The 23547-nt window shown below is 58.5% G+C and carries 22 protein-coding genes and 1 pseudogene; 1 reads left to right on the forward strand and 22 read right to left on the reverse strand.

The annotated features are described in order from the left end of the window. Nucleotides 1-49: 49 nt before the first annotated feature. Nucleotides 50-2650 (forward strand): ATP-binding protein, encoded by a 2601-nt coding sequence (locus RAC65_RS04205; protein ID WP_375096457.1) that lies wholly within the window; start codon nt 50-52, stop codon nt 2648-2650. Here the strand turns inward: RAC65_RS04205 and phnE (RAC65_RS04210) are convergent. From phnE (RAC65_RS04210) to RAC65_RS04315, 22 genes and pseudogenes are all read right to left on the reverse strand, one after another. Then, a complete protein-coding gene (gene phnE, locus RAC65_RS04210; protein ID WP_033739486.1) occupies nt 2604-3488 on the reverse strand; it encodes a phosphonate ABC transporter, permease protein PhnE in 885 nt (294 codons plus the stop codon). The two genes, RAC65_RS04205 and phnE (RAC65_RS04210), sit on opposite strands and share 47 nt — an antisense overlap. Nucleotides 3489-3490: 2 nt before the next feature. Further along, complete coding sequence (gene phnE / locus RAC65_RS04215) at nt 3491-4345, reverse strand: phosphonate ABC transporter, permease protein PhnE (protein WP_033739498.1); 855 nt, start codon at nt 4343-4345, stop codon at nt 3491-3493. A gap of 119 nt (nt 4346-4464) precedes the next feature. Beyond that, nucleotides 4465-5394: a phosphonate ABC transporter substrate-binding protein gene (gene phnD / locus RAC65_RS04220; protein WP_006119630.1), complete on the reverse strand. Its 930-nt coding sequence runs from the start codon at nt 5392-5394 to the stop codon at nt 4465-4467. Between the two features lie 25 nt (nt 5395-5419). Further along, on the reverse strand, nt 5420-6250 hold the full coding sequence (gene phnC, locus RAC65_RS04225; protein WP_006119631.1) for a phosphonate ABC transporter ATP-binding protein: 831 nt from the start codon (nt 6248-6250) through the stop codon (nt 5420-5422). A 200-nt stretch (nt 6251-6450) separates the two neighbouring features. Beyond that, complete coding sequence (gene phnP / locus RAC65_RS04230; RefSeq protein WP_375096393.1) at nt 6451-7221, reverse strand: phosphonate metabolism protein PhnP; 771 nt, start codon at nt 7219-7221, stop codon at nt 6451-6453. Then, the gene (gene phnN, locus RAC65_RS04235; protein WP_006119633.1) at nt 7218-7754 is read right to left on the reverse strand and encodes a ribose 1,5-bisphosphokinase; all 537 of its coding nucleotides are present in this window, start codon (nt 7752-7754) and stop codon (nt 7218-7220) included. The genes phnP and phnN overlap by 4 nt, the downstream gene beginning before the upstream one ends. Then, nucleotides 7754-8890, reverse strand: a complete 1137-nt coding sequence (phnM, locus tag RAC65_RS04240) for an alpha-D-ribose 1-methylphosphonate 5-triphosphate diphosphatase (RefSeq protein ID WP_039338201.1) — start codon at nt 8888-8890, stop codon at nt 7754-7756. Before phnM ends, phnN begins: the two co-directional genes overlap by 1 nt. Further along, the gene (gene phnL, locus RAC65_RS04245) at nt 8887-9606 is read right to left on the reverse strand and encodes a phosphonate C-P lyase system protein PhnL (RefSeq protein WP_375096394.1); all 720 of its coding nucleotides are present in this window, start codon (nt 9604-9606) and stop codon (nt 8887-8889) included. Before phnL ends, phnM begins: the two co-directional genes overlap by 4 nt. Further along, a complete protein-coding gene (gene phnK, locus RAC65_RS04250) occupies nt 9606-10367 on the reverse strand; it encodes a phosphonate C-P lyase system protein PhnK (protein ID WP_006119636.1) in 762 nt (253 codons plus the stop codon). The genes phnL and phnK overlap by 1 nt, the downstream gene beginning before the upstream one ends. Further along, nucleotides 10357-11205, reverse strand: a complete 849-nt coding sequence (locus RAC65_RS04255) for an alpha-D-ribose 1-methylphosphonate 5-phosphate C-P-lyase PhnJ (protein WP_006119637.1) — start codon at nt 11203-11205, stop codon at nt 10357-10359. Before RAC65_RS04255 ends, phnK begins: the two co-directional genes overlap by 11 nt. Continuing rightward, nucleotides 11198-12274 (reverse strand): carbon-phosphorus lyase complex subunit PhnI, encoded by a 1077-nt coding sequence (locus RAC65_RS04260; RefSeq protein WP_033739493.1) that lies wholly within the window; start codon nt 12272-12274, stop codon nt 11198-11200. Before RAC65_RS04260 ends, RAC65_RS04255 begins: the two co-directional genes overlap by 8 nt. Next, nucleotides 12265-12849: a phosphonate C-P lyase system protein PhnH gene (gene phnH, locus RAC65_RS04265; protein ID WP_033739495.1), complete on the reverse strand. Its 585-nt coding sequence runs from the start codon at nt 12847-12849 to the stop codon at nt 12265-12267. Before phnH ends, RAC65_RS04260 begins: the two co-directional genes overlap by 10 nt. Next, entirely contained in the window at nt 12846-13295 is a 450-nt protein-coding gene (gene phnG, locus RAC65_RS04270; RefSeq protein ID WP_185199300.1) for a phosphonate C-P lyase system protein PhnG, read from the reverse strand. The genes phnH and phnG overlap by 4 nt, the downstream gene beginning before the upstream one ends. Continuing rightward, a complete protein-coding gene (gene phnF / locus RAC65_RS04275; protein WP_006119641.1) occupies nt 13292-14008 on the reverse strand; it encodes a phosphonate metabolism transcriptional regulator PhnF in 717 nt (238 codons plus the stop codon). Before phnF ends, phnG begins: the two co-directional genes overlap by 4 nt. A gap of 214 nt (nt 14009-14222) precedes the next feature. Further along, nucleotides 14223-15065 (reverse strand): annotated as a pseudogene (locus RAC65_RS04280) (oxidoreductase). A gap of 98 nt (nt 15066-15163) precedes the next feature. Continuing rightward, on the reverse strand, nt 15164-16945 hold the full coding sequence (locus RAC65_RS04285) for a thiamine pyrophosphate-requiring protein (protein ID WP_039338040.1): 1782 nt from the start codon (nt 16943-16945) through the stop codon (nt 15164-15166). A 138-nt stretch (nt 16946-17083) separates the two neighbouring features. Then, the gene (locus RAC65_RS04290; RefSeq protein WP_033740352.1) at nt 17084-17599 is read right to left on the reverse strand and encodes an Lrp/AsnC family transcriptional regulator; all 516 of its coding nucleotides are present in this window, start codon (nt 17597-17599) and stop codon (nt 17084-17086) included. 249 nt (nt 17600-17848) lie between these two features. Further along, nucleotides 17849-19162: a 4-aminobutyrate--2-oxoglutarate transaminase gene (gene gabT / locus RAC65_RS04295; RefSeq protein ID WP_033740353.1), complete on the reverse strand. Its 1314-nt coding sequence runs from the start codon at nt 19160-19162 to the stop codon at nt 17849-17851. Between the two features lie 113 nt (nt 19163-19275). After that, nucleotides 19276-20409, reverse strand: coding sequence for a M20 aminoacylase family protein (locus RAC65_RS04300; protein WP_375096395.1), 1134 nt, complete (start codon nt 20407-20409; stop codon nt 19276-19278). Between the two features lies 1 nt (nt 20410). Continuing rightward, entirely contained in the window at nt 20411-21337 is a 927-nt protein-coding gene (locus tag RAC65_RS04305; RefSeq protein WP_375096396.1) for a 2-hydroxyacid dehydrogenase, read from the reverse strand. Then, nucleotides 21337-22179 (reverse strand): GNAT family N-acetyltransferase, encoded by an 843-nt coding sequence (locus RAC65_RS04310; RefSeq protein ID WP_039338046.1) that lies wholly within the window; start codon nt 22177-22179, stop codon nt 21337-21339. The genes RAC65_RS04305 and RAC65_RS04310 overlap by 1 nt, the downstream gene beginning before the upstream one ends. Nucleotides 22180-22189: 10 nt before the next feature. Continuing rightward, the gene (locus RAC65_RS04315) at nt 22190-23521 is read right to left on the reverse strand and encodes an FAD-binding oxidoreductase (protein WP_205956554.1); all 1332 of its coding nucleotides are present in this window, start codon (nt 23519-23521) and stop codon (nt 22190-22192) included. Nucleotides 23522-23547: the final 26 nt, after the last annotated feature.

The raw sequence follows: 23547 nt of genomic DNA on the forward strand, positions 1-23547 counted from the left end.
CACTCACTTTTATACTCGCCCTATCGTCGCATGGCCGGAGAGCGTATTGATGCAACGCAGTTTGCCGTGGCAGGTCGGGGCGCGCGGTCGCCTGTTGCTGTCGCATTTATTAGTTGTGTGCGTCACCCTGATGGTGAGCGTGGTGGCCATTACCAGCTTTCGCCATGCCGGAAGCCTTCAGGAACAGGCTCAGGCTCAGACGCTGGCCGATATGAACGGCAGCCTGGCGCTGGCGCGCAATACCGCGAATGTCGCCATCACCGCCGTGCGGTTATCTCAGGTCGTGGGCGCGCTGGAATATCAGAGCGAATCGCGACGACTGCAGCAGAATCAGCAGGCCCTGCAACATTCACTCGCCCTGCTGGCCAGTACGCCGCTGGCTGCACGCGAGCCTGAACGCGTGGCCCGACTGCGTGCACGCAGTCTGATGCTTGAGCAGTCTGTGAGTCTGTTGCTGCGTAAGGGCCATGAACGTCATTTGCAGCGCAATCTTGTGCTCAGCGGGTTATGGCAGTCACAGCTGCTGCTGGAACGCATTAATGACCTGGCACACCGCAACGGAACCGGCGCACCCGATTTCGCGTTGCGCCAGCAGACCGGCAGGCTACTGGATATTGCGATTCGTACGCCCTCCTCGACCGCGGTCATTGATCAGTTGCAGCAGGTGATGACGCAATGGCGCAACGTGGTCGCATCGGGGGCGTTGGGTGACAACGTGCAGCAGTTACTGGAAACCCAACGCAGCCTGATCCCGTTGGCGGCAGCGCTGGAACAGAGCGATCTGTCCATCGCCTATGCCACCTACCGTATCAAGGCGCTCGTAGCCGCGCTGAATGATGACATTACCGCGTACGTTCAGCAGGTAGCCCGGCAAAGTGATCAGCGTAACATTGCCACTCACCGACAACGGGATTCGGTCAGTGGCTTTATCCTGCTTTCTGCCCTGTTGGCACTCGCCATCACCGTCTATACCGGGTACTACATCTACCGCAACCTGGGGTCCAGCCTGACCGCCATTGCCGCCGCAATGACCCGGCTGGCCCAGGGGGAACACAATGTCAGCGTGCCGGGCCTTCAGCGCCGGGATGAACTGGGCGAGCTGGCGCGCGCCTTCAATGTGTTTGCCCGTAATACCGCCTCGCTGGCCCATACGTCGCGTCTGCTAAAAGAGAAAAGTACCCAACTTGAATCCACCTTTCTGGCAATGCGTGATGGCTTTGCCCTGTTTGATAACAGCGGCGAATTGGTGGTGTGGAACGATCAGTATCCGCAGCTTCTGGGCATCGCACCGCGGGATTTGCAGCGGGGACTGCACTACCAGCATCTGCTGGCGCAGCTTGATATACACCTGCACGATCTGGCGGAACCACAGGAAGTCAGGCTGGCCGATGGCCGCACCGTAGAACTGCGCTTCAGCCCGGTCCCCCGGCGCGGTAGCGTGAATACGGTGCTGGAGCGCACCTCACGGAAGGTGCTGGAAGAAGCGCTGGTACACAGCCAGAAAATGAAAGCGGTAGGTCAGCTGACCGGCGGCATCGCGCATGATTTCAACAATCTGCTGGCCGTCATTATCGGCAGCCTGGCGTTAACCGAGGGGCAACTGCCGCCCGGCCCTCTTGCGAGCCGGATAGAACGCGCCCGCCAGGCGGCGGATCGGGCAGCTCTGTTGACCCAGCGACTGCTGGCCTTTTCGCGTAAGCAAACCCTGAATCCGCATGCGGTGTCGGTCGTGTCGTTAGTGGAAAACCTGCAGGGGCTGCTGCAACATTCGCTGTTGCCCGGTCAACACCTGATTATTGATGCCCAACGGCCCGGCTGGCCTGCCTGGATTGATGCCAGTCAGTTAGAGAATGCGGTCATGAATCTGGTGGTGAATGCCAGAGATGCGATGGCCGGACAAAGCGGCGAGATCCGTCTGCGTATCTGGAACCAGCGCCGCACTGAGCGCGGTGAAAAGCGAGACCGGGTCACCATTGAGGTCATCGATCACGGTTGCGGCATGTCAGAAGAAGTGCGTGCGCAGGTGTTTGAACCCTTCTTTACCACCAAAACAACCGGTACCGGTAGCGGCCTGGGCCTGTCGATGGTCTACGGTTTTGTTCGTCAGTCGGGCGGACAGGTAGAGCTGGAAACCGCGCCGGGCCAGGGCACCACCGTACGGCTGTTGCTGCCCCGCGCACCCGATGTCCCGGCGGTCCGATCCGTCGCCTCGCACCCGGCGCAGCCGGATGCCGCGCAGGACCGGTTAGTTCTGGTGCTGGATGATGAACCGGCTGTGCGGCAAATCCTGTGTGAACATCTGCACCAACTGGGTTACCTGACGCTGGAGTGTGACACGGGCGAAGCGGCGCTGGCGCTGCTGCACCAGACGCCGGATATCGATTTGCTGATCAGCGATTTGATGTTGCCGGGTGAGATTAACGGTGCGGAGGTGATTCGTCAGGCACAGCAAAAGTGGCCGCAGTTGGCTACATTGCTCATCAGCGGCCAGGATCTGCGTCACCAGCCCGTCACGTTGCCGTTGTGTGAACGACTGGCGAAACCCTGGCAGGCAGCGCAGCTGGTGCAGGCGCTTCAGCGCGCCTGGCAGCGCAGCGCGCGGCTTAATCGTGCCCGCCAGGCTGCCACAACGGCACCGGCTTCCCGATGATATAGCGTTTACGCAGGCGGCTGGAGATGGCATCCATCACCATGACCACGACAACCAGGATGATCGTCAGGAACATCACCACATCCCAGTTCCACAGGCGCATGTTCTCCGCGTACACCAGGCCGACACCGCCCGCGCCGACAAAGCCAAGCACCGCCGCTGAGCGGGTATTGGACTCGATCTGATACAGGCTCAGTGCCAGAAACTGTGGGAAGGACTGGGTGAAAATACCGAACCGGTGTTTCTGCAGACTGTTGGCGCCCAGCGCGCCCAGGCCGCGACTGGGTGAACGCTCAACCGCTTCGTGGCCTTCGGAATAGAGCTTACCTAACAGACCAATGTCCTGCAGGATAATCGCCAGCACCCCGGCCAGCGGCCCCATGCCGACCGCGCGAACAAAAATCAGGCCCCAGATCGCCATATCAATGCCGCGCAGCATATCGAACAGGCGACGCACAACAAACGCAATGGGACGGGCAACCTTGTCATGCATCACATTACGCGCCGCCAGAAACGAGAGCGGCAGCGCCAGCAGCGTGGCGGTCAGCGTGCCGGCAAACACAATCGCCAGCGTAATGCCGACCTGAGAGAAATAGTAGCCAAACGGCCAGTTCACGAAGTCCTGCCAGACAAACATGCGCAGAAAATAGCGGCCCAGTTGCTGGCATCCTGTGAGCAGGCGGTTCCATTCGATGCCAAACACCATAAAGAAAAAGACATAATAGAGCACCAGCGCCAGGGCCAGCATGGCAAGGCGACGCAGATAGCGGTTTTGTGCAGCAAACAACGCGGGATGCTGCTGTTTCATCGCGCTGATATCGGGCGCAAGCGTAACCATGGTTATTCCTCCACAACGCGACGGCGCAGGCGGCCAGAAACGGTGTCCAGTAGCGAGACCACAATCAAAATCAGCAGCAGCGTCATGCTGACCTGATCAAAGCGATCCAGTTTAATATTGGTCATTAACTCCTGACCAATGCCGCCCGCCCCCACCAGCCCCAGGATGGTCGACGAACGGAAATTAACTTCCAGGCGCATAAAGCTGTATGACAGAAAAACCGGCTTCACCTGCGGCCAGAAGGCATAGCGCATCCGTTGCAGTTTGCTGGCACCGCAGGCCGCCAGCCCGCGCACCGGTTTATCCGAGGCGGACTCAATGGCTTCATAAAACAGTTTGGTCAGGCTGCCAATGGTGTGCAGCGCCAGCGCCAGAAAGCCGGGAATCGCTCCGATGCCAAATGCCATCACAAACATTACCGCCCAGGCCAGTTCCGGCATGGTGCGTAGAAAGGCGACAAAAGCGCGAATCGCCATGCGCAGACTGGCTGGCGTTTGTGTGTTATCGGCCGCAAAGAAGGCCAGCACGCCCGCTATCACCACCGCAATCAGCGTGGAGGCCAGCGCCAGCTGCAATGTTTCCCATATCAACGGCAGCTGGATATTCAGACGATAGCCCCAGTAAGCCAGCGATCCTTCTGTCTTGCCATCCGCAAATAACACCGGCAGATGCAATACGGGCATGATTTCGTGCAGGTAATCAAAAAAGTGCGGTAAGGATTGCCAGATGGTCACGAGATTGAACTCGGCCATATTCGCCGCCGCCAGGTAAAGCCCCACCAGCACCAGTGACCAGACGAGCGAGTCACGCTTCTGTTGGCGGCGGATGCGTTGATAATAGCGTTCGAAGTCGGTCACGGCGGTGTTCTCAGATTGATGTGTGGCAAAGTCAGCAGAGAAAGGGAAATCTGTCTGTGATAACGGGCCGCCCGCACCCCGGCGGGCGGCTCGCTGGCTCAACGTCAACGGCTGTACCGTTAGCCGCGCGCGCCTTTCATCAGCTCGCGCTTCATGTCGATGATGTTCTGGAAGTCAGCCACAGAGGTTTTGCCAATGTGCTGCTGGCCGCCTACGGCTTTGGTGAAACAGGCGTGGTCGTCTTTATCCAGTTTTTTGATGGCAGCAATCACTTTCGCTTTGAAATCGGCGGGCAGTTTATTGCTCACGAGGATAGGCCCGTTAGGAATTAACGGTGACTGCCAGATGATGCGGATCTGTTTCATCAGGTCAGGATGATCCATACGGATCAGGCGGCCAAACGCACCGGAGGTGTAGCCCTTATTGTAATCCCCCACCATGGAGGTCCAGGTGACGGCGCCGTCGAACTGATTATTCAGTACGCCCAGGATGTCCTGCTCATGACCACCGGAGAAGGTTACGCTGGAAAAGAAATTGTTGTATTTGTTGTCGATGTTGCCGCCAAACAGCTTTTTAAAGGCCTGATTGGGTACCAGGAAGCCTGACGTGGAATCCGGATCGGCCATCCCAAACGATTTGCCTTTCAGATCTTCCAGCTTTTTGTAAGGACTGTCAGCTTTCACAATCACGACAGAGTGATAACCGCGAGACTGATCTTTGTCATCCACGACAATGCCGACTAAATCGACGGCTTTCGGGTCCTGAATATACACCGAGGCGTAAGACGACGGCGACATGCTCAGCACCAGATCCACTTTGCCACCCAGCAGGCCCTGAATTACGCCGGAATAGTCGGACGAGTTGCGGATTTTGGTATCCACGTGCAGTTCTTTATCAAAGAAGGATTTCACACACTGGTTATCACCAATCTGCTGGGTGGCGTTCTGACCGCCCAAAATGCCCAGATTCAGTTCTTTAGGTGCATCCGCTGCATTAACGCCAAAGGTAAGCAGTGCCGTAGTCAATAACGCGAAAGCTTTGATTTTCATTAGCCTTGTTCTCTTGCTGTGATAGTTAGTGGATCTGGTTGAATTCATCGCCGTACAGCTGATGCAGCAGGCCGTCGGTCAGGTCAGAAGGATGGCCGTCAAAGAGCACCACACCGCGTTGAATCCCGATGACGCGGGTGCAGTAACTTTTCACCAGCTCGATCGAGTGCAGGTTAACCATCACGCTGATGCCCTGTTCACTCACCTGGCGCAGAACGTCCATAATGCGGGTGGTATTTTTGGGATCGAGAGAGGCAACCGGTTCGTCGGCCAGCAGAATTTTGGGGTTTTGCATCAGCGCCCGACAGATCGCCACGCGCTGCATTTGTCCACCTGAAAGGTTTTCGGCACGCTGTAACGCCTGCGGTAGCATGTTCATCCACTCCAGCAGTTGAATCGCGCGGGCGCGGTCGGCGTCAGAGAAGACTTTGAAAAACGATTTCAGCGTCGACGTCTGGCTGAGACGACCCAGCAGCACGTTGGTCAGCACGTCAAGACGCGGCACCAGGCAGAAATCCTGAAAAATCATGCCGCACTGCGCACGCCATTCGCGCATCTGGCGGCTACTGAGGTTGACTACATTGCGATCGGCTTCGCCGTGATGCAGGCTGATGATTGCGCCCTGCGAGGCCGAAATGGTGCCGTTCAGCATATGCAGCAATGTCGATTTGCCTGCGCCAGAGCGACCAATCACCGCCACTAATTCACCCGCATGCAAATCGAAACTGACATTATCGAGGACTTTGTTGCTACCGTAGGCTTTGCTCAATCCCTGAACAGATAACACTTTTTGCCCGCCGGAGTGGGTCAACGACGTGACGTTATCGACCACCGTTTTCAGCAGTGCCTGTGCCATGATGTTCTCCGTTGTTCCAGTTAACGTTCTGTGCACCCGACGCTGAATCCGGGGCTTCATTACCCTGTCTGGCCCGTACCTGTTGGCTCAGTGCCTTTGCTGGCAGCAGGGACAGCAGGCCCTGCTCACGCAGCAGGAACCTGACGAGAGACCGCTATATTAAGAACACCGGGGATGAAAGCTGTATTACGGTTATGTGATTAAACGATGACAGGCAAAACGGCGTCCAGAGACAGCGACAGGCCGTCATGCGCCGCCTGCACCGAGGCCGGTAGCGGATGCTCGGCCAGCCAGTTGTCCATATCGTGACTCAGATGAATCAGCCAGGCCTGGTGGGGTTTCAGTGCCTCGATGATGGTCAGGGCCGCGGTCACATCGTTATGGTTACGCCCGCCCTGACCGGGGGGATCGTTGCAGTCCACCACCAGGTGGTCCAGCGTTTGTCCACGAAGGAAATCCGCGGTATCCGGCGGCAGACCGCAGGTATCACACAGCCAGGCCAGCCGGGCACCGTGCCAGTCAAACAGATAGCCATGCGTAAGCCGTGAATGCTGGAGTGGTAAGGGCGTCACCCGCAGGTCGCCAAATGACTGGGCCACGAAGGGGGTTAACGCGGGCCGGAAATCCAGTAAGCCGGGATGTTTAAACAAGTCGTCACAGCCCTTTTCATCCGGCGGCCCCCAGACGGGAATCGGTTTTCCTTTGCCCCAGCGCAGGGTAAATAAGCCCTGCACATGATCCATATGATAGTGCGTCAGCAGAATCCGGTTGATATCCTCAGGCTGAAACCGTTCTGCCAGCAAGGGTAAGCCCGCATCCAGTAAAATACGTTCACGTCCGGCTTCGATTAACGCGCTTGTAGGCGCGCGGCGATAACGGGCAAACTGACGGGCGCGCAAACAGGCGACACAGTCACAACCGAACACGGGTGCCCCGGTTACGCCGCCCGTACCGAGCAGGGTCAGTTTCATGAGGCGCCCTCCAGCAGCTGACGTAACTGTTGTACGGTCTCTTCGAGTGCGCCATCGTTATTCAGCCGCAGGCAGCCTTCTGGCTGATGCCGGTCAGCCCGTGCCAGCCGTTGGGCGATCGCCGCTTCGCTCTCACGGCCACGCTGGCGTAACCGTGCGGCCAGTACCGCAGACGACACCTCAAGGCATAGCGGTAACAGTCGCGTGCCGTAACGTGCCCGGACGTGTTCCAGATGCTGGCGCGATCCGTTGACCAGCACGTTTTGCCCGCACGCCAGCCAGTGGTCGATTTCACTGCCCACGCCGTAATAAAAACCGTGCGCCTGCCAGCTGACGGCAAATAACCCCAGCGCATCGCGCCGGATAAATTCCGCTTCCGTCAGGGCGATATGGTTTTCGCCCCCTACATCATGGGGGCGCGTAATATAGCGATGAGCAATCAGCAAGCCCTCAGGCGGTGCCTCGCGCAGCCGGTCCAGCAGGCTGTCTTTGCCTGAACCGGACGGGCCGATAAGCCAGATGAGCCGGGCCATCAGTACACCTGCCGACCTTTACACCAGACATGGCGAATATGGGGATGGCCATGTTGAGTATGCGCCAGGACCAGGTCGGCGCGGCAGCCTTCGCTGATCACGCCACGATCTTCCAGCCCCAGCGCACGTGCCGGATTGCACGTCACCAGCGCAATGGCCTGAGGCAAAGAGAGCGTATTGCGCTCATCGGCGGCCAGGCGGAACGCCGCATCCAGCAGGCTGGCGGGATAGTAGTCCGACGACAGGATATCCAGCATGCCGTGAGCGGCCAGCTCCCAGGCGGCCACGTTGCCGGAATGCGAACCGCCGCGAACAATGTTGGGCGCGCCCATTAACACCTGCATGTTGCGGTAGCGCGAAGCTTTCGCCGCCTCCAGCGTGGTGGGAAACTCGGCAATCGCACTGCCCACGGCGTGCGACTCTTCGACATGGTCAACAGTCGCATCGTCATGACTGGCGATCGCGATGCCGTGATCGCGGCACAGCGCGGCAATCGCCAGACGATTGGGCTGTGACCAGGCCTCGGCCAGTTCCAGTTGCTCGCGCTCAAACGCATCCATCTGCTCGTCATTCAGCTGGTATTTTCCCTGGTAGTATTCCCGGTACTTTTCCAGCGACGCATACTGACGCTGGCCCGGTGAGTGATCCATCAGCGACACCAGCGACAGCTCGGGTGAGGACAGCAAGGCTTCAAATAGCGGCAGCGTTGTATGATGCGGCAGCTCACAGCGCAGATGCAGTAAATGCTCCGCGCGATTAAGCCCCTTTTGGTTGCTGTCACGAATCGCGCCAATCATTTTACTGAGATTTTCCAGTCGGTGGCCGCCATCACGCACATCCCCCACGCCGATAGCATCCAGCACGGTGGTGATGCCGCTGGCCACCATCAGCGCATCGTGGCTGCTCATCGCCGAGTGCGCCGGCCAGTCGACTTTAGGCCGTGGGGTGAAAAATTTGTCCAGGTTATCGGTATGCAACTCCACCAGGCCCGGCAGCAGATACGCGCCTTCGCCATCCAGCGCACTGGCCAGCTGGCTGTTCGTTTCGCTAAAGTTGGTAATACGGTCTTCGCGAAACTCCAGCGAACCGGCAACAACCTCATTTTCCAGCACCAGCTTTACGTTATTAATGATCATGCTTCTGCCCCTGTTTTGAAGGGCTGCATGACGTGCAGGCAATCGGCCACACGTTCCCGCACCGCTTCATCATGAAAGATCCCCACGATTGCCGCGCCGCGTTCACGCGCCTGCTCAATCAGGCCCACGACCGCGGCACTGTTGACACTGTCGAGTGACGCTGTGGGTTCGTCCAGTAACAACACCGGATAGTCCGCGATAAAGCCGCGGGCGATATTGACGCGCTGCTGCTCGCCTCCCGAAAAGGTTGAGGGGGCCAGAGACCAGAGGCGCTGCGGTACGTTAAGTCGCGTCAGCAGCTCTTTCGCGCGGGCTTCGCAGAAGCCGCGTTCCACGCCGCGCTCCAGCAACGGCTGCATCACGATCTCCAGCGTCGGCACGCGCGGGATGACGCGCAGAAACTGACTGACCCAGCCGATAGTATCGCGACGAATGGCAATAATCTGACGGGCCGGTGCCTGCGCCATATCCACCCACTCATCCTGATGCTGTACCCAGATGTGGCCGCTGTTGGCCTGATAGTTACCGTACAGGGCACGCAGCAGGGTGGATTTCCCGCTGCCGGAATGCCCGTGCAGTACCACGCATTCGCCCTGACTGACGTCCAGGCAGGCATTCTGTAATACCGGCAGCGCCGCCCCGTTTTGATTGTGCAACACAAAGGTTTTGCACAAATTTTCTACGCGCAGTTGCGTTTTCATAGTCGCCGTCGCCATTAGTTGAGCACCGATGAAACCAGCAGTTGCGTGTAAGGATGATGCGGGTCATCCAGCACGCGGTCAGTTAAGCCACTTTCCACCACCCGGCCCTGCTTCATCACCAGCAGGCGATGCGCCAGCAGGCGCGCCACGCCCAGATCGTGCGTCACAATCACCACCGCCAGATTGAGTTCCCGCACCAGCGTACGCAGCAGATCCAGTAACCGTGCCTGCACCGAGACGTCCAGGCCGCCGGTCGGTTCATCCATAAACACCAGCTTCGGCTGGGTGACCAGATTGCGGGCGATTTGCAGACGCTGCTGCATGCCGCCGGAAAAGGTTGTCGGCAGATCATCGATGCGGTTAGCTGCGATTTCCACCGCCTGCAGCCAGTGGCTGGCTTGCGCGCGGATCTCGCCGTAATGGCGGTGACCGACGGCCATCAGGCGCTCGCCGATATTGCCGCCCGCCGTGACCTGAGGGCGCAAACCTTCCAGCGGATGCTGGTGGACCACGCCCCACGCCGTGCGCAGTAAGCGGCGGCGGTCGCTTTCGCTCATTTGATACAGATCGCGTTGCAGATAATGAATCGCGCCTGCCTGCGGTGCCAGCCGCGCTGACAGGCTACGCAACAGGGTGGTTTTGCCCGATCCGGATTCCCCGACGATACCCAGAACCTCGCCCGGATAGAGATCAAAACTGACGTCTTCAAAGCCTTTTCCTGGCGCATACAGATGCGTAAGGTTGTTCACCGCGAGCAGCGGTTGTTCACTGTGCATGGTGTTGTTCCTGCTGCTGGTGGCAAAAATCGGTATCGGAGCACACAAACATGCGCGTGCCCTGGTCGTCCATCACCACCTCATCCAGATAGCTGTGGCGCGAACCACAGAGCGCACAGGGTTCGTCCCACTGCTGCACGGTGAAGGGATGATCGTCGAAATCGAGGCTTTCAACTTTGGTATAGGGCGGCAAGGCATAGATGCGTTTTTCACGACCGGCACCAAACAGCTGGAGCGCGGGCATCATGTGCATCTTGGGGTTATCGAATTTGGGGATCGGCGACGGATCCATCACATAGCGATCGTTGACCTTTACCGGATAGGCATAGGTGGTGGCGATGTGACCAAAACGGGCGATATCTTCGTACAGTTTGACCTGCATGATGCCGTACTCTTCCAGCGCATGCATGGTGCGGGTTTCCGTTTCGCGAGGCTCAATAAAGCGCAGCGGCTCGGGAATCGGCACCTGGAAAATCAGGATCTGATCTTCTTGCAGCGGCGTTTCCGGAATACGGTGGCGCGTCTGGATCAGCGTGGCGTCCACTGTGCGCTCGGTCGTCGCCGCACCGCTGACGCGCTGAAAGAAACGGCGGATCGAGACCGCATTGGTGGTATCGTCCGCGCCCTGGTCGATAACTTTCAGAACGTCTTTGTCGCCAATCACGCTGGCGGTAATTTGAATGCCGCCGGTGCCCCAGCCATAAGGCATCGGCATTTCACGTCCGGCAAACGGCACCTGATAGCCGGGAATCGCCACGGCTTTCAGGATGGCGCGTCGGATCGTACGTTTGGTTTGTTCGTCAAGATAGCCGTTGTTATAGCCGCTGAGTTCAGCCATTTTGCTGCTCCTGATAGTCCTGGCGCAGACGTTTCAGCAGTTCCAGTTCCGCCTGGAAATCGACGTAGTGCGGCAGTTTTAAGTGGGACACAAAACCTGCGGCTTCGACGTTATCCGCATGGGACAGCACAAACTCCTCGTCCTGCGCCGGGCTGGTAATGCGTTCATGGTGTTCACGCGTCTGTAGCGCCCGATCCACCAGCGCCATGGACATGGCTTTACGTTCAGCCCGGCCAAAGACCAGGCCATAACCCCGCGTAAAGTGCGGGGCGCTTTCGCCGTCGTGCGTAAAACCGTTGACCATTTCGCATTCGGTCAGCAGCATTTCCCCGATCTCCAGTTCAAAACCCAGCTCTTCCGGACAAATGCTGACGCTGACGTATCCGGTACGGATTTCACCGGCAAAGGGGTGCGTGCGGCCATAGCCACGCTGCGTGGAATAGCCCAACGACAGCAGAAACCCTTCGTCGCCGCGCACCAGTTGCTGAAGACGTGCCGCGCGCGAGGCGGGAAAGCCCATCGGCTCACGGGTGATATCCGTGGGTTCGCTGCCATCGTCGTGTTCTGCCTCCGCAAAGCCTTCCTCGCTCATCATGCTGAACATATGCGGACAGTGTTCCGGCAGCGCCTGCTCACTGCGCGGCGGCGGCGGTGTTTCGCCATTTGCCATCAACGTAAAGTCCAGCAGACGGTGACTGTAGTCGTAGGTCGGCCCGAGTACCTGACCGCCGGGTAAATCCTTATACACCGCCGAGATGCGTCGCTCGATTCGCATGCTACCGGTAGCTAACGGCGTGCTTTGCGCCAGCCGCGGCAGGGTTGTGCGATAGGCACGCAGCAGGAAAATGGCCTCCACCAGATCGCCGCTGGCCTGCTTAATCGCCAGCGCCGCCAGCGCGGGATCGTAAATGCCACCTTCCGTCATCACCCGATCTACCGCCAGACCGAGCTGCTGCGCGACCTGGTCGCAGGATAATTCAGGCACCGCGCGATCGCCGCGCCGCACATCCGCCTGCAGGTGATGGGCGTTAGCAATGGCTTTTTCGCCCCCTTTCACGGCTACGTACATGAGCACACCTCAACGTGGGTTGTCCGTGGCACCGCCATCATCGCTTCGCCACAGGTAAAGATGAGATCCACACCCTGAGGAAACGGATGCGGGCGGGCACGCAGGTAGTCGATCACGCTTTCCGGCAGTTGTGGCGCAATGGCGCGTGCTTCGCGCAGTCCCGGCCCTGTCAACCGTAATGCCAGGCCACCGTTCAGCGCAGGTACCTCAATAATCAGCGTGGTGCTTTTCTCAGGTGCCAGGTTATCACCCGCGGAAAAGTCGGCCGGATTAGGCTGAGCGGTCGCGTGACTTAACGCAAATGCCGCATCACTGCTGTCGGTAATCGGTGCGCCAGTATGAAAACGCAGGTTATCGCGCAGCGTCTGATTATCGACCTGTGGGTCCAGCCATAGGGGGCTTTCCTGATCGACCAGGGTCAGCAGCACGGCAGTGGCGGCGGGAGAAAGTGCGCCCCAGCCCTGTTGCAGCGGCAGCGATACCATAACGCCAGGTTCGCTCATGGCTTTCAGAATGCGGCGAAAAGCATGCTGCGCATCCGCAACCGGGTGATGAAAACTTGCCAGTAAAGTCATTCATTGTCTCCGCGTACCAGCGTAAAGAAGTCCACTTTGCTACTGGCGATTTCACGTGCACGCAGCTGACGCTGCTCGTCGCGTAAGGCCGCCAGTGGGGTAATAATCTTTTCCTGTAACAGCTCGGCGGTGCCCGTCTGCTGCAACAGCGCATCCATTAGGGCACAGCGCTCGGCGTGGACTTTATCCCGGCCCAGCAGGTAGCTGTAGCCCAGGGTGCCATCGTTTAGCCGGACGACCGCGCGCGTGACGGTGGCATCGCCCATCACAAAACGTTTGCCCGTCGCGCCCATGCGGGCCTGCAACCGTGTCAGGCCAATTTCAGCCGGTCGGATCAGCGTAAATGCCGGCGTAAGGTTGAGCGGCTGCCAGAGCGCGTCAAGCTCGGCGGCGCTGCTGTGGGCCAACACCGAAAGCCAGTGCTGGCGTGCCGTTTGCTGTTTCATTCGTGCTCCAGAGTGAGTTCAATCATGTCGCCACGCGTCAGGCTGACGGAGTACTCCGCCATCGCACCATCGGTGGTTTTATTCAGGGTGCGCACGCACAACAAGGGGGAATGCAGTGCGATCTCCAGCTGCTTGCACTCTTTGGCCTGAGCCCGACGGGTGCTGATGCGCGTTTGCGTGCGCACCAGTTGCTTGCCGGTGTGCTGCCGCAGGAAGTCGTGGAGCGAGCCGCTGGTAAAGCGTTGTAGCTGCGGCCACCAACTGAGGTCGGGCAGGAAGTGATTAATCAGGCACACCGGCAGGCCATTGACCCGGCGCAGCGTGCGCAGATGAATGACGTTGTCGCCTTCGTTCACGCCTAATGCGGCCGCGACGTCTGTACTGGCAGGACGCAATACGGCCAGCAGGCGCTCACTGGTGGGATCGCTGCCCTGTTCCAGTAAGTTCTGGCTGAAGCGGGCCTGCGCATGGAGCGGATAATCATACGGGCGCATTAACACCAAAATGCCGACGCCGTGGCGACGCTGCAGCAACCCTTTATTCACCAGTTCATCAACCGCCCGACGTAAGGTGTGGCGGTTAACGGCATAGTGATCGGCCAGCTGTTGCTCCGAAGGAAGATAGTCACCACTGCGATAACGCTCCTGAACAGCCTGCTCCAGTTGCGCCGCAACGGCCTGATACACAGTGGTCGGATGTCTGGATAACTCCATCACAAATAAATCCTCACAGCGTAAGGGGGATTTCGCAGCCGGTGGACTGCGGGATGGCTACAGCGTGACGGGATCAGATGACAAAGAGGTGACGACTTAGTGAAGCGAAGGTGAATTTGTCTGTGAAGCGCAGGACACCGGACAGGTCTGAGAGTAAACCGCTCAACGCCATAGGGCATCCATGCCATAGAGCGGTCAGGGCTTATCCGGCTGTTTAATCAGGAAAATCGGTTGATAATGATGTCTGTTTCCAGGCTTCTACCTGTGCCAGTCGCGCTTTGAGTTTTTCCGTCACCGCCTCATAACCCCATGCTCCCATCACCACGTGGCGCGGCGGTTCAGGGTGTTCAGCAATGGCGATCATCGCGCTCGCCGCACGAACAGGGTCACCTTTCTGCGTGCCGCTGTACGCCGCCGTCGCCTTCATCCTGGCGGCAGCGGTTTCGGCATAATCCGGTAAGGTGCTCGGGGTCTGATGCAGGGAACGTCCTGCCCAGTCGGTACGAAACGGGCCGGGTTCAATACAGGTCACGTGAATCCCTAACGGACCCACCTCCTGGGCGAGCGAGTCAGACCAGCCCTCTACGGCGTGCTTACTGGCAGCATAATAACCTGAGCTGGCAAAGCCGATAAATCCTGCCACGGAGGTGATATTCATAATGTGGCCCCGTCGCGCGGTGCGCATAGCCGGCAGTACCGCACGCGTCAGAGCAAACAGACCGAAAACGTTGGCATCAAACTGTGCGCGTATGGCCTTGTCTTCCCCTTCTTCGACGGAACTTTGGTAACCGTAACCCGCATTATTGACCAGTACGTCAAGGGTGCCGAACGTTTCAAGCGCTTTGTTGACCGCCTTATCAATACTGTGTTGTTGCGTCACATCCAGTTCAACCGCGATCGCGTTCGGATGGCCGTCAACCAGATCGGTGATCGCTGATCGATGGCGTGCAGTTACGACCACCCGGAATCCGCGGGCGATGGTCTGCTGCGCCAGTTCACGGCCAAATCACGTTGAACATCCAGAAATCAGCCACACCGGTTGTGTGTTTGTTCCCATGATCAGGCTCCTGTTATCGGTTTAGCAAAGGGCTGCCGGACATCCGCATGGCCGGCAGCAAGCAGAGTCTTGCCGCAGGGCGAGTGAAAATTTACCCGCTACTGTTTTTTATGAAAAAGTTGGCTGGCCGTGTCACTGAGAATCTGGACCGCGCCACGATCCCCTTTAACCATGGAGGCCATAAAGGATTTGGCCTGACTGAACGTGATATGTGGCGGCAGAGGCGCGACTTCCGGATCGGTTTTTACCTCCAGCAGTACAGGCCGGTCAGCGCTGAGCGCCCGTTGCCATGCACCTGCGAGCGCATCCGGATTATCCACATAGATCCCTGTCAATCCCAGGGATTCAGCGAACTCAGCATAGTTAACGTTCGGCAGTTGCTGGGTTGCTTCGAAGCGCGGATTGCCCTCCATCACGCGCTGTTCCCAGGTCACCTGATTGAGGTCCTGATTATTGAATACACAAACAATCAGGCGCGGATCGGCCCATTGTTGCCAGTATTTCTGAATGGTGATCAGCTCAGCCATATTATTCATCTGCATCGCCCCGTCTCCCACCAGCGCCACAACCGGCTTGTGCGGATGGGCAAATTTGGCCGCAATCGCGTAGGGCACCGCCGCCCCCATACAGGCCAGGCCGCCGGACAGTGAGGCGCGCTGGCCCTGTTTTACACGATAGTCACGCGCAAACCAGTTGGCACAGGAGCCGGAATCGGAGGTCACAATGGCATCGTCCGGCAGTTGCGGCGACATTTCCCATACCACACGCTGCGGATTAACAGGATTGGCAGGAGCATGCGCTCGCGTTTCCATCAGTGTCCACCACTCTTGTACCTGACGTGCAATATCCTCCTGCCAGCGACGATCGGTTTTGTGCTCCAGCAAAGGTAATAAAGCACGCAACGTTTCTGCGGCATCGCCGTGCAGATTCACTTCACAAGGATAACGCAGGCCCAGCATGGCAGGATCGATATCAATCTGTACTGCGCGTGCCTGACCTTCTTTCGGCAGAAATTCCGTCCAGGGAAAGCCGCTACCGATCATCAGCAGCGTGTCGCAGTGTTGCATCATTTCCCAGGAGGGCCCCGTGCCAAGTAAACCAATAGCGCCGGTTACAAAAGGGGCATCATCCGGCAGCACATCTTTACCTAACAACGCTTTTGCCACGCCCGCGCCCAACAGATTAGCCGCTTTCACCACTTCTGTCGCCGCATCGCGGGCTCCAGAACCAATCAGGATGGCGACCTTTTTCCCGCTGTTCAGCACCTCCGCAGCACGTTGCAGATCATGGTCGTAAGGGACAACTTTGGGGCGCTGATAGCCGCTGCCAGAATGGGTAAAACCGTGAAGGTGCGGAGGCGCCTGCCAGGCTTCGTCCTGAATATCTTTCGGGACGATCACCACCGCCACGCCATTCTGTGCAATGGCAATACGAACGCCACGGTCAATCAGATGGCGGACCTGCGCAGGCGCGGAGGCTTCCTGCACAAAATTAGCCACGTCGGAAAAAATCCGGTCAAGGTTCATTTCCTGCTGATAACTGGCACCGCGAGCGGTCGCTTCCGCCTGCCCGGCAATGGCGAGAACCGGTGCGTGATCCATTTTGGCATCGTAGAGCCCGGTCAGAAGATGTGTCGCACCCGGGCCGCCCGTTGACAGACAAACGCCAAGCTCGCCGGTAAATTTGGCATGTCCGGCGGCCATAAAGGCGGCCATTTCTTCGTGACGGACCTGGATAAATTCAATGCCGTCACCCTGTTCGTTGGCACGCTGAATGGCCCCTAAAACACCGTTGATGCCATCGCCCGGATAGCCATAAATGCGCGTAACGCCCCACGCCTTGAGACGCTGGACAAAAAAATCACTGGTTTTGGTACTCATGGTCGCCTTCCCCTCTTAGTCCGTGCAGACTTAAAGGGTAGTCGATCAAAAAAATATCAACGGTCAGTGATGGATTTCGCGCCCAGGCGATGTTGCATTCGTACCTGTCATCGCGAAAAAGCGTTCTTACTGCGCGGGCTACTGGCTTCCGTATTCCATCGCGTTATGTTTGCCGATCAGTGAGCGCAGGGGCACACTGCTTTTCATGACCGGGGATTTGATCACGATGTAGCTGAAGTATTTATCAATGCCGATTTGGGCATCAAGCATCTTCTCAATCACGTCCTGGTAGTGCTCAATACTGCGGGTGATAAAGCGCAGAAGGTAATCGTAACCGCCGGTAATCAGATGGCACTCCATCAGCTCATCGACGTCACGCATCGCAGCTTCAAACTTCATAAAGTCTTCGCGGCGGTGTCCGTTAAGCGTGACTTCGGTAAAGACGGTGACGGAATCGGTAATTTTGGTGAGATTAACGTGCGCTTCATAGCCCGTGATGAATCCCGCCTGTTCCAGGCGCTTGACGCGTTGCAGGCAAGGGCTCGGGGAAAGCCCGACGGCATCGGCGAGATTAACGTTGCTGATACGGCCATCTTTTTGTAGTTGCACCAGAATATTGATATCGATGCGATCGAGTTTCATTAAGCCGTTCATAGCACCCCTCATTGTTTACCGCTGTACTGGACGTTCGTGACTACCCAGAAATACGCTGTGTACTCGCGCAAAGCGCACTTTTGTTACTCCTTAAAATACGCCTTTTAAAATAACAACTGCGCTACTTTTTTGTAACACAAAAAATCCCGGGCTTATCACGCTTTGCAAAAAATGCGCCAGCGTGACACCCGGTTGCGGCCTGGTGGACCGCATCCCGGGTGGCTGCCTTGTCAATGAGGGCCAGTGCAGTTACAAACGACCGGTCGCCCGCGCCAGCGCGATATCGAAAATATGCAGCGCCTCTTCAAGTTGCGAATCGGTGGTCACTAACGGTGCAAGGAAACGTATGGTATTGCGATGCAAGCCACATTTAATCAGCAGCAACCCTTCCTGACAGGCGCAGTCGAGGATCTTTTGCGTCAGTGCACTGTCGGGTTTGTGTGTGTCCACATCCAGAATCTCAACGGCCTGCATAAAACCTACGCCGCGCACATCGCCAATACAGGCATACTTGTCTGCCAGCTGACGCAGACGCTGATTCAGTTGCTCACCTAACTGACAAGAACGCGCCAGCAAATTTTCCTGCTCAAAGATATCCAGTACCGCGAGGGCCGCCGCACAGGCCAGCGCGTTACCGCCATAGGTCCCGCCCAGTCCGCCCGGCGCCGGGCTGTCCATGATCTCGGCTTTACCTACCACGCCCGAAATCGGCAACCCGCCCGCCAGACTCTTCGCCGTCGTGACCAAATCCGGTTTGATGCCAAGTTGCTGGAAGGCAAACATGGTGCCGGTACGGCCAAAGCCGCTCTGGATTTCATCACAGATCAACACAATGCCGTGCTGGGTGGTAATGCGGCGCAGGGCCTGCATAAACGCGGGACCGGCCGGTAAGAAGCCGCCATCGCCCTGCACCGGTTCAATGATAATGGCGGCCACGCGCTCCGGCAGAATCTGCACCGCAAACAGCTGCTCCAGCGCCTTCAGACAGTCGGCCTCCGTGACACCGTGCAACGGATTCGGGAACGGCAGACGATACACATCACTCGGGAACGGACCGAAATTCTGTTTGTACGGCGCAGACATGCCGGTCAGCGTGACGCCCAGCAAGGTACGACCGTGGAACGCCCCGTCAAAAGCGATAATGCCGGGACGTTGCGTATAAGCTCGCGCAATTTTTACCGCATTCTCGACGGCTTCTGCGCCGCTGGTGAAGAAAACACTTTTATAATGATCTTCACCGCCGACCAGCTTATTCAGGCGCTGTGCCAGTTCGATATAGCCGGGATAGGCCACAACCTGAAAACAGGCATGCGACACCAGGCCGAGCTGACGGGTCACGGCATTAACGACCGCAGGATGGTTATGACCGACGTTCAGTACGCCGATGCCGCCCACGAAATCCAGATAGCGGTTCCCTTCCACATCCCATACTTCGCTGCCTTTCGCGCGTTCGATCACCAGCGGATGTGCGGTAACGATGCCACGCGGCACATGGTGTTCTCGGACATCCAGCAACAGGCTGTTATCCGAATAAGTTTGCTGTTCTGCCAGGACATTCTGCATTTCTCTACCTCATCCACGTCGTGTTCGGTTGGCTTAAGTATCGCAATCTGTTGAGCGATGACGGTGCCGTAATTCCGCCAGTAGCGGCATTAAGTGTTAAAATCCCACAGGTTTCAGCAAGGAAATGTTGCCCCCAGCCCGTGGCAGGCCAGCGTGATAAATGCCCGTATTCCATGCGGTATCAACGCGTCGTTAAAGTCATAGGCCGCATGGTGCAGCGGCTTGCAGGGCGCGGAGCCGATCCACAGATAGGCGCCGGGTTTGGCCTGCAACATAAAAGCAAAATCTTCTGAGGTGAGCGCGGGCTGAGCCGCGAGGCGTGCCTGCATACCTGCGGCCTGCAAGGCGGCAAGTGCCTGAGTCGCTTCCGCATCACTGTTGATCGTGGCCGGGTAATAGCGCAGATAGTTCACCTCAGCCTGTAAGCCGTGCGCGGCCGCGATGTGTTCTGCCATCTGCCGCAGGCGTGATTCGATGATGTCCTGCGCCGCGGGATTAAAGGTGCGCACCGTACCGGTGATGTTGGCTTCCGCAGGGATCATATTGTGGGAGAAACCGCCCTGCATGCGCGTCACGGTCAGCAGAGCCGGTTCGCAGGGATCGAGTGCCCGTGGCACCAGCGTGTTGAGCTGGACCACCAGCTCGCTCAGCGCCAGCAGCGTGTCATGGGTCAGATGAGGCTGGGCAGCATGCCCGCCTGCGCCTTTGACGGTGATATTAAAACGGTCGGCTGCCGCCATAATCGGCCCCGGACGGGTTTGAATCTCCCCAAGCGGCAGCTCGGGCCAGTTATGCAGCGCATACACGGCATCGCAGGGAAAGCGTTCAAACAGGCCATCGTCGATCATAGCCTTCGCGCCCGCCAGCCCCTCTTCTGCCGGTTGAAAGATAAAACACACCGTACCGTCAAACGCAACGTCACGCGCCAGTTTCTCCGCTGCGCCCAGCAACATGGTCGTGTGGCCATCATGACCACAGGCGTGGCTGCGGTTTTGTTGCAGGCTGGTCCAGGCAACCTCGCCTTTATCCTGCATAGGAAGCGCATCCATATCGGCACGCAACCCAATCATGCGCGAATTTGTGCCTTTCTTCAGTATGCCCACGACGCCGGTTTTACCGATGCCACGATGCACTTCAATACCCAGATCGTGTAAAAAGCGGGCAACAATGTCGCTGGTACGCTGCTCCTGAAATCCCAGCTCCGGGTTACGGTGCAGATCCCGGCGCAACGCCACTAAATGATCCATCTTAATATCCTCGTGAACGATCGATAACGCCGTGCAGCGGCTCACCGCGCTGAAAACGCCGCAGGTTGGCCACCAGTGCGCTCACCGCGCTGTCGTTTTGTGTGCGGCTGGCAATATGGGGCGTGAGCCAGATGGCGGGATGGGTCCAGAACGCATGACCGGCAGGGAGCGGTTCCGGCTCCGTTACGTCAATCACAGCGGCCCGTAACTGACCGCTGTCCAGCGCGGTCAGCAAATCCTGTTCGTTAAGCTGCGGTCCGCGTCCGGCCTGCACCAGCTCGGCCCCGGCGGGCAACTGGCTGAACAGTCTGGCATTGAGCAGGCCCTCTGTGCTGGGCGTCAGTGGTAACAGGCACACCAGAATGTCGCTGCGTGCCAGAAACGCGGGCAGCTGCGCGTCACCGTGCCAGCACACTGCGCCCGGTATCTGATGGGGCGTCCGGCTCCAGCCGCCGCAGTCAAAGCCTAATGTCTGAAGCTGGGTCAGTGCGGCGCGCCCCAGTTCGCCGAGTCCCATGATCCCTACGCGCCGTTCGCTGGCGGGCACGGCTGAATGCGCCTGCCACTGCTGCGCACGCTGTTGCTGGAAATAGCGCGGCATATCGCGATGCAGTCCCAGCACGGCGAAGGTAATGTATTCCACCATGCCCTGCGTCAGCCCGGGTTCAATCATCCTCACTAACGGCAGGTGTGCAGGAAGCGCGGACAGATCGAACTGTTCCGCCCCGGCACCGACAGAAAACAGAATTTTCAGGTTGGGAAACCGGCGGGTCACATCGTCCGGCGGCACCCAGGCGATCACCGCCTCCACCTGCTCCGGCTCACCCGTTTCGGGCCAGAGATGTAAGTGGATATCCGGCGCATGCGCCGCCAGCCAGCGCTGCCAGTAAAGGCCACGCTGGGGCTCCGATTTGTACACGATATGCATCAGGCCATCGCCTGGGTCATTAAGCCAAACGCCTGCATGCCCTGTGGTGCCCACACCTGGCCACGTACCATGGTGACCGGGGCATCCACATTGGCCAGTCCAAGACTTTCAAGCCAGCTGGCCATCGGCAGCGCGGCATCGGTGTCCATGCGCAGATATTCCCCTTTCAGGCCCTGCATTAACGCGGCGGTCAGTGCCTGTGCCACCGGTAAACTGTCTGCGATCACCGGACCAATCACCCAGCCGCGGCCAAAACGGCGCAGGCTGGCAAACCCGCGCGCCTGTTGTGCGTCGTCCTGCAAAATAACGGTCTGGTTATCGTTAATAAGATGCGCAATAAGTTCAGGGCGGTACAGCCCATGCGCCGCCTGGTCCATCTGCACCAGCCTGTCCTGGTCGTCGGCGGTTGCGGCAGACAGAGTTAACCCCGCCGGGATGGGCACGGCCGGCACGCTGCTCAGGGACGGCGTTTGGTACTGGAGGATGTTGCCGCAGGCCACAAAACCCAGTTTCTCGTAAAGGCCCTTGCCCATGTCGGTAGCGTGCAGACGTACGTTATAGCCGGGGACTTTTTCCAGCAGCGCCAGCATCAGCTGCTTGCCCAGTCCCCGGCCCTGATGCTGATTGGCCACAATGACCAGGCCAATGGTGGCGGCCTCGTCACCCCAGCGCCACAGAATCGCGCTGCCGATGACCTCACCCTGCTCTTCAATGACTACGCCTTCGCCAAGCTGGATGCCGATCGCCCAGTCCTCGCGACGGTGCGGCCAGTTAAGTGCCTGGCTCATGGCGTGAACCTGCGGGATATCGTCTGAGGTCATGGTACGAATATGAAATGTCATTTTGCTTTCCTTACATCATGCCAGGTGCATCAAGTGCGCTGCCGTCAGTGAAACGGCTGTAGCGATAAGGTGTCGGATCGACAACCGGCGTGGCGTCAGTTGCCAGCTCGGCGGCAAGGCGGCCCGCACCGGGGCCAATGCCAAAACCGTGGGCGCTGAAGCCCGCCGACAGCACCAGACCGGGCAGTTTTGCCACGGTGGAGATGACCGGAATCGCATCCGGGGTGCTGTCAATCATGCCGCCCCAGGCCTGGGCAACCTTCAGGTTGGCCAGGGCAGGAAACTCCCGGCGCATCGCTGCCAGGCCGTTTTCCACCACCGAGCGATCGGCGGCCGGATCGAGAATACGCATGCGCTCAAACGGCGAAACGCTATCCAGATCCCAGCGGCCCATGGCTTCAGGCCCATGGAAAAACGGTTTAATCCCGAGGTTCAGGGTAAGGTTTTTACGACGACTTTTGAATGTGGGATAAAACTGCTTCAGATAACGCAGACCCTGCGCGCCGGGCTCCAGCCTGCCGCGGCCGGAGACGGAAACCGTATAACTGCCGTCCAGTTGTGGGCGACAGGCGAAACGTTCGGTATAAAACGGCACGGTAATGGCCTGCCGAATGGGCTGAGTGCGAAACGCGGTGCCAATCACATTGCCAAGCGGCAGATCGAGTCCGTGACGACGGCAAAACATCGAGGTCCATGCCCCGGCAGCACAGATCACACGGCTGGTCTTGATCAGGCCGCGTTCCGTAACGACGCCGCTGACACAGCCCGCCGTGATATCCAGCCCGCGCACGGCACACTGCTGGAAAACCTGCGCCCCGTTTTTCTGCGCCCCTATGACAATGCCGGGGGCGGCGAGTCGCGGCTCAGCAGCACCGTCCGTAGGCGCTGATACGCCGCCCAGCCAGTCAGTGGAACTGCCCGGCGTCATCGCTTTAGCCTGCCGGGCATTCAGAATATCGCTGCGCACGCCGTACTGCTTCGCCATCTGTCCCCACTTATCCCAGGCGGCAATATCCGCTTCATTGCGGGTGGCATACACCAGGCCGCTGCGGCGAAACCCCAGCTCTTCCCCGGTTTCCTGACTCAGTTGTTCCCAGCCGCGCAGGGCTTCAATCACCAGTGGCAGTTCACGCTCGTCGCGATTCTGCTGGCGGCACCAGCCCCAGTTGCGGCTGGACTGTTCGGCCCCGACCAGGCCTTTTTCTATCAGCACCACTTTCAGGCCCTGCTTTGCCAGATACCAGGTTGCGGCTGCACCGGCGATACCGGCACCTATCACCACCACATCAGCAGCATCCGGGAAATCCGGGCTGTCCTGTACATATCGAATCGGTGCGGGCATGTCGTCACAACCTCGTCGTGTGTTGG

Origin of the sequence: Pantoea sp. BS_8, assembly GCF_041954965.1 — a bacterium.
In the GTDB taxonomy this organism is placed as follows: domain Bacteria; phylum Pseudomonadota; class Gammaproteobacteria; order Enterobacterales; family Enterobacteriaceae; genus Pantoea; species Pantoea stewartii.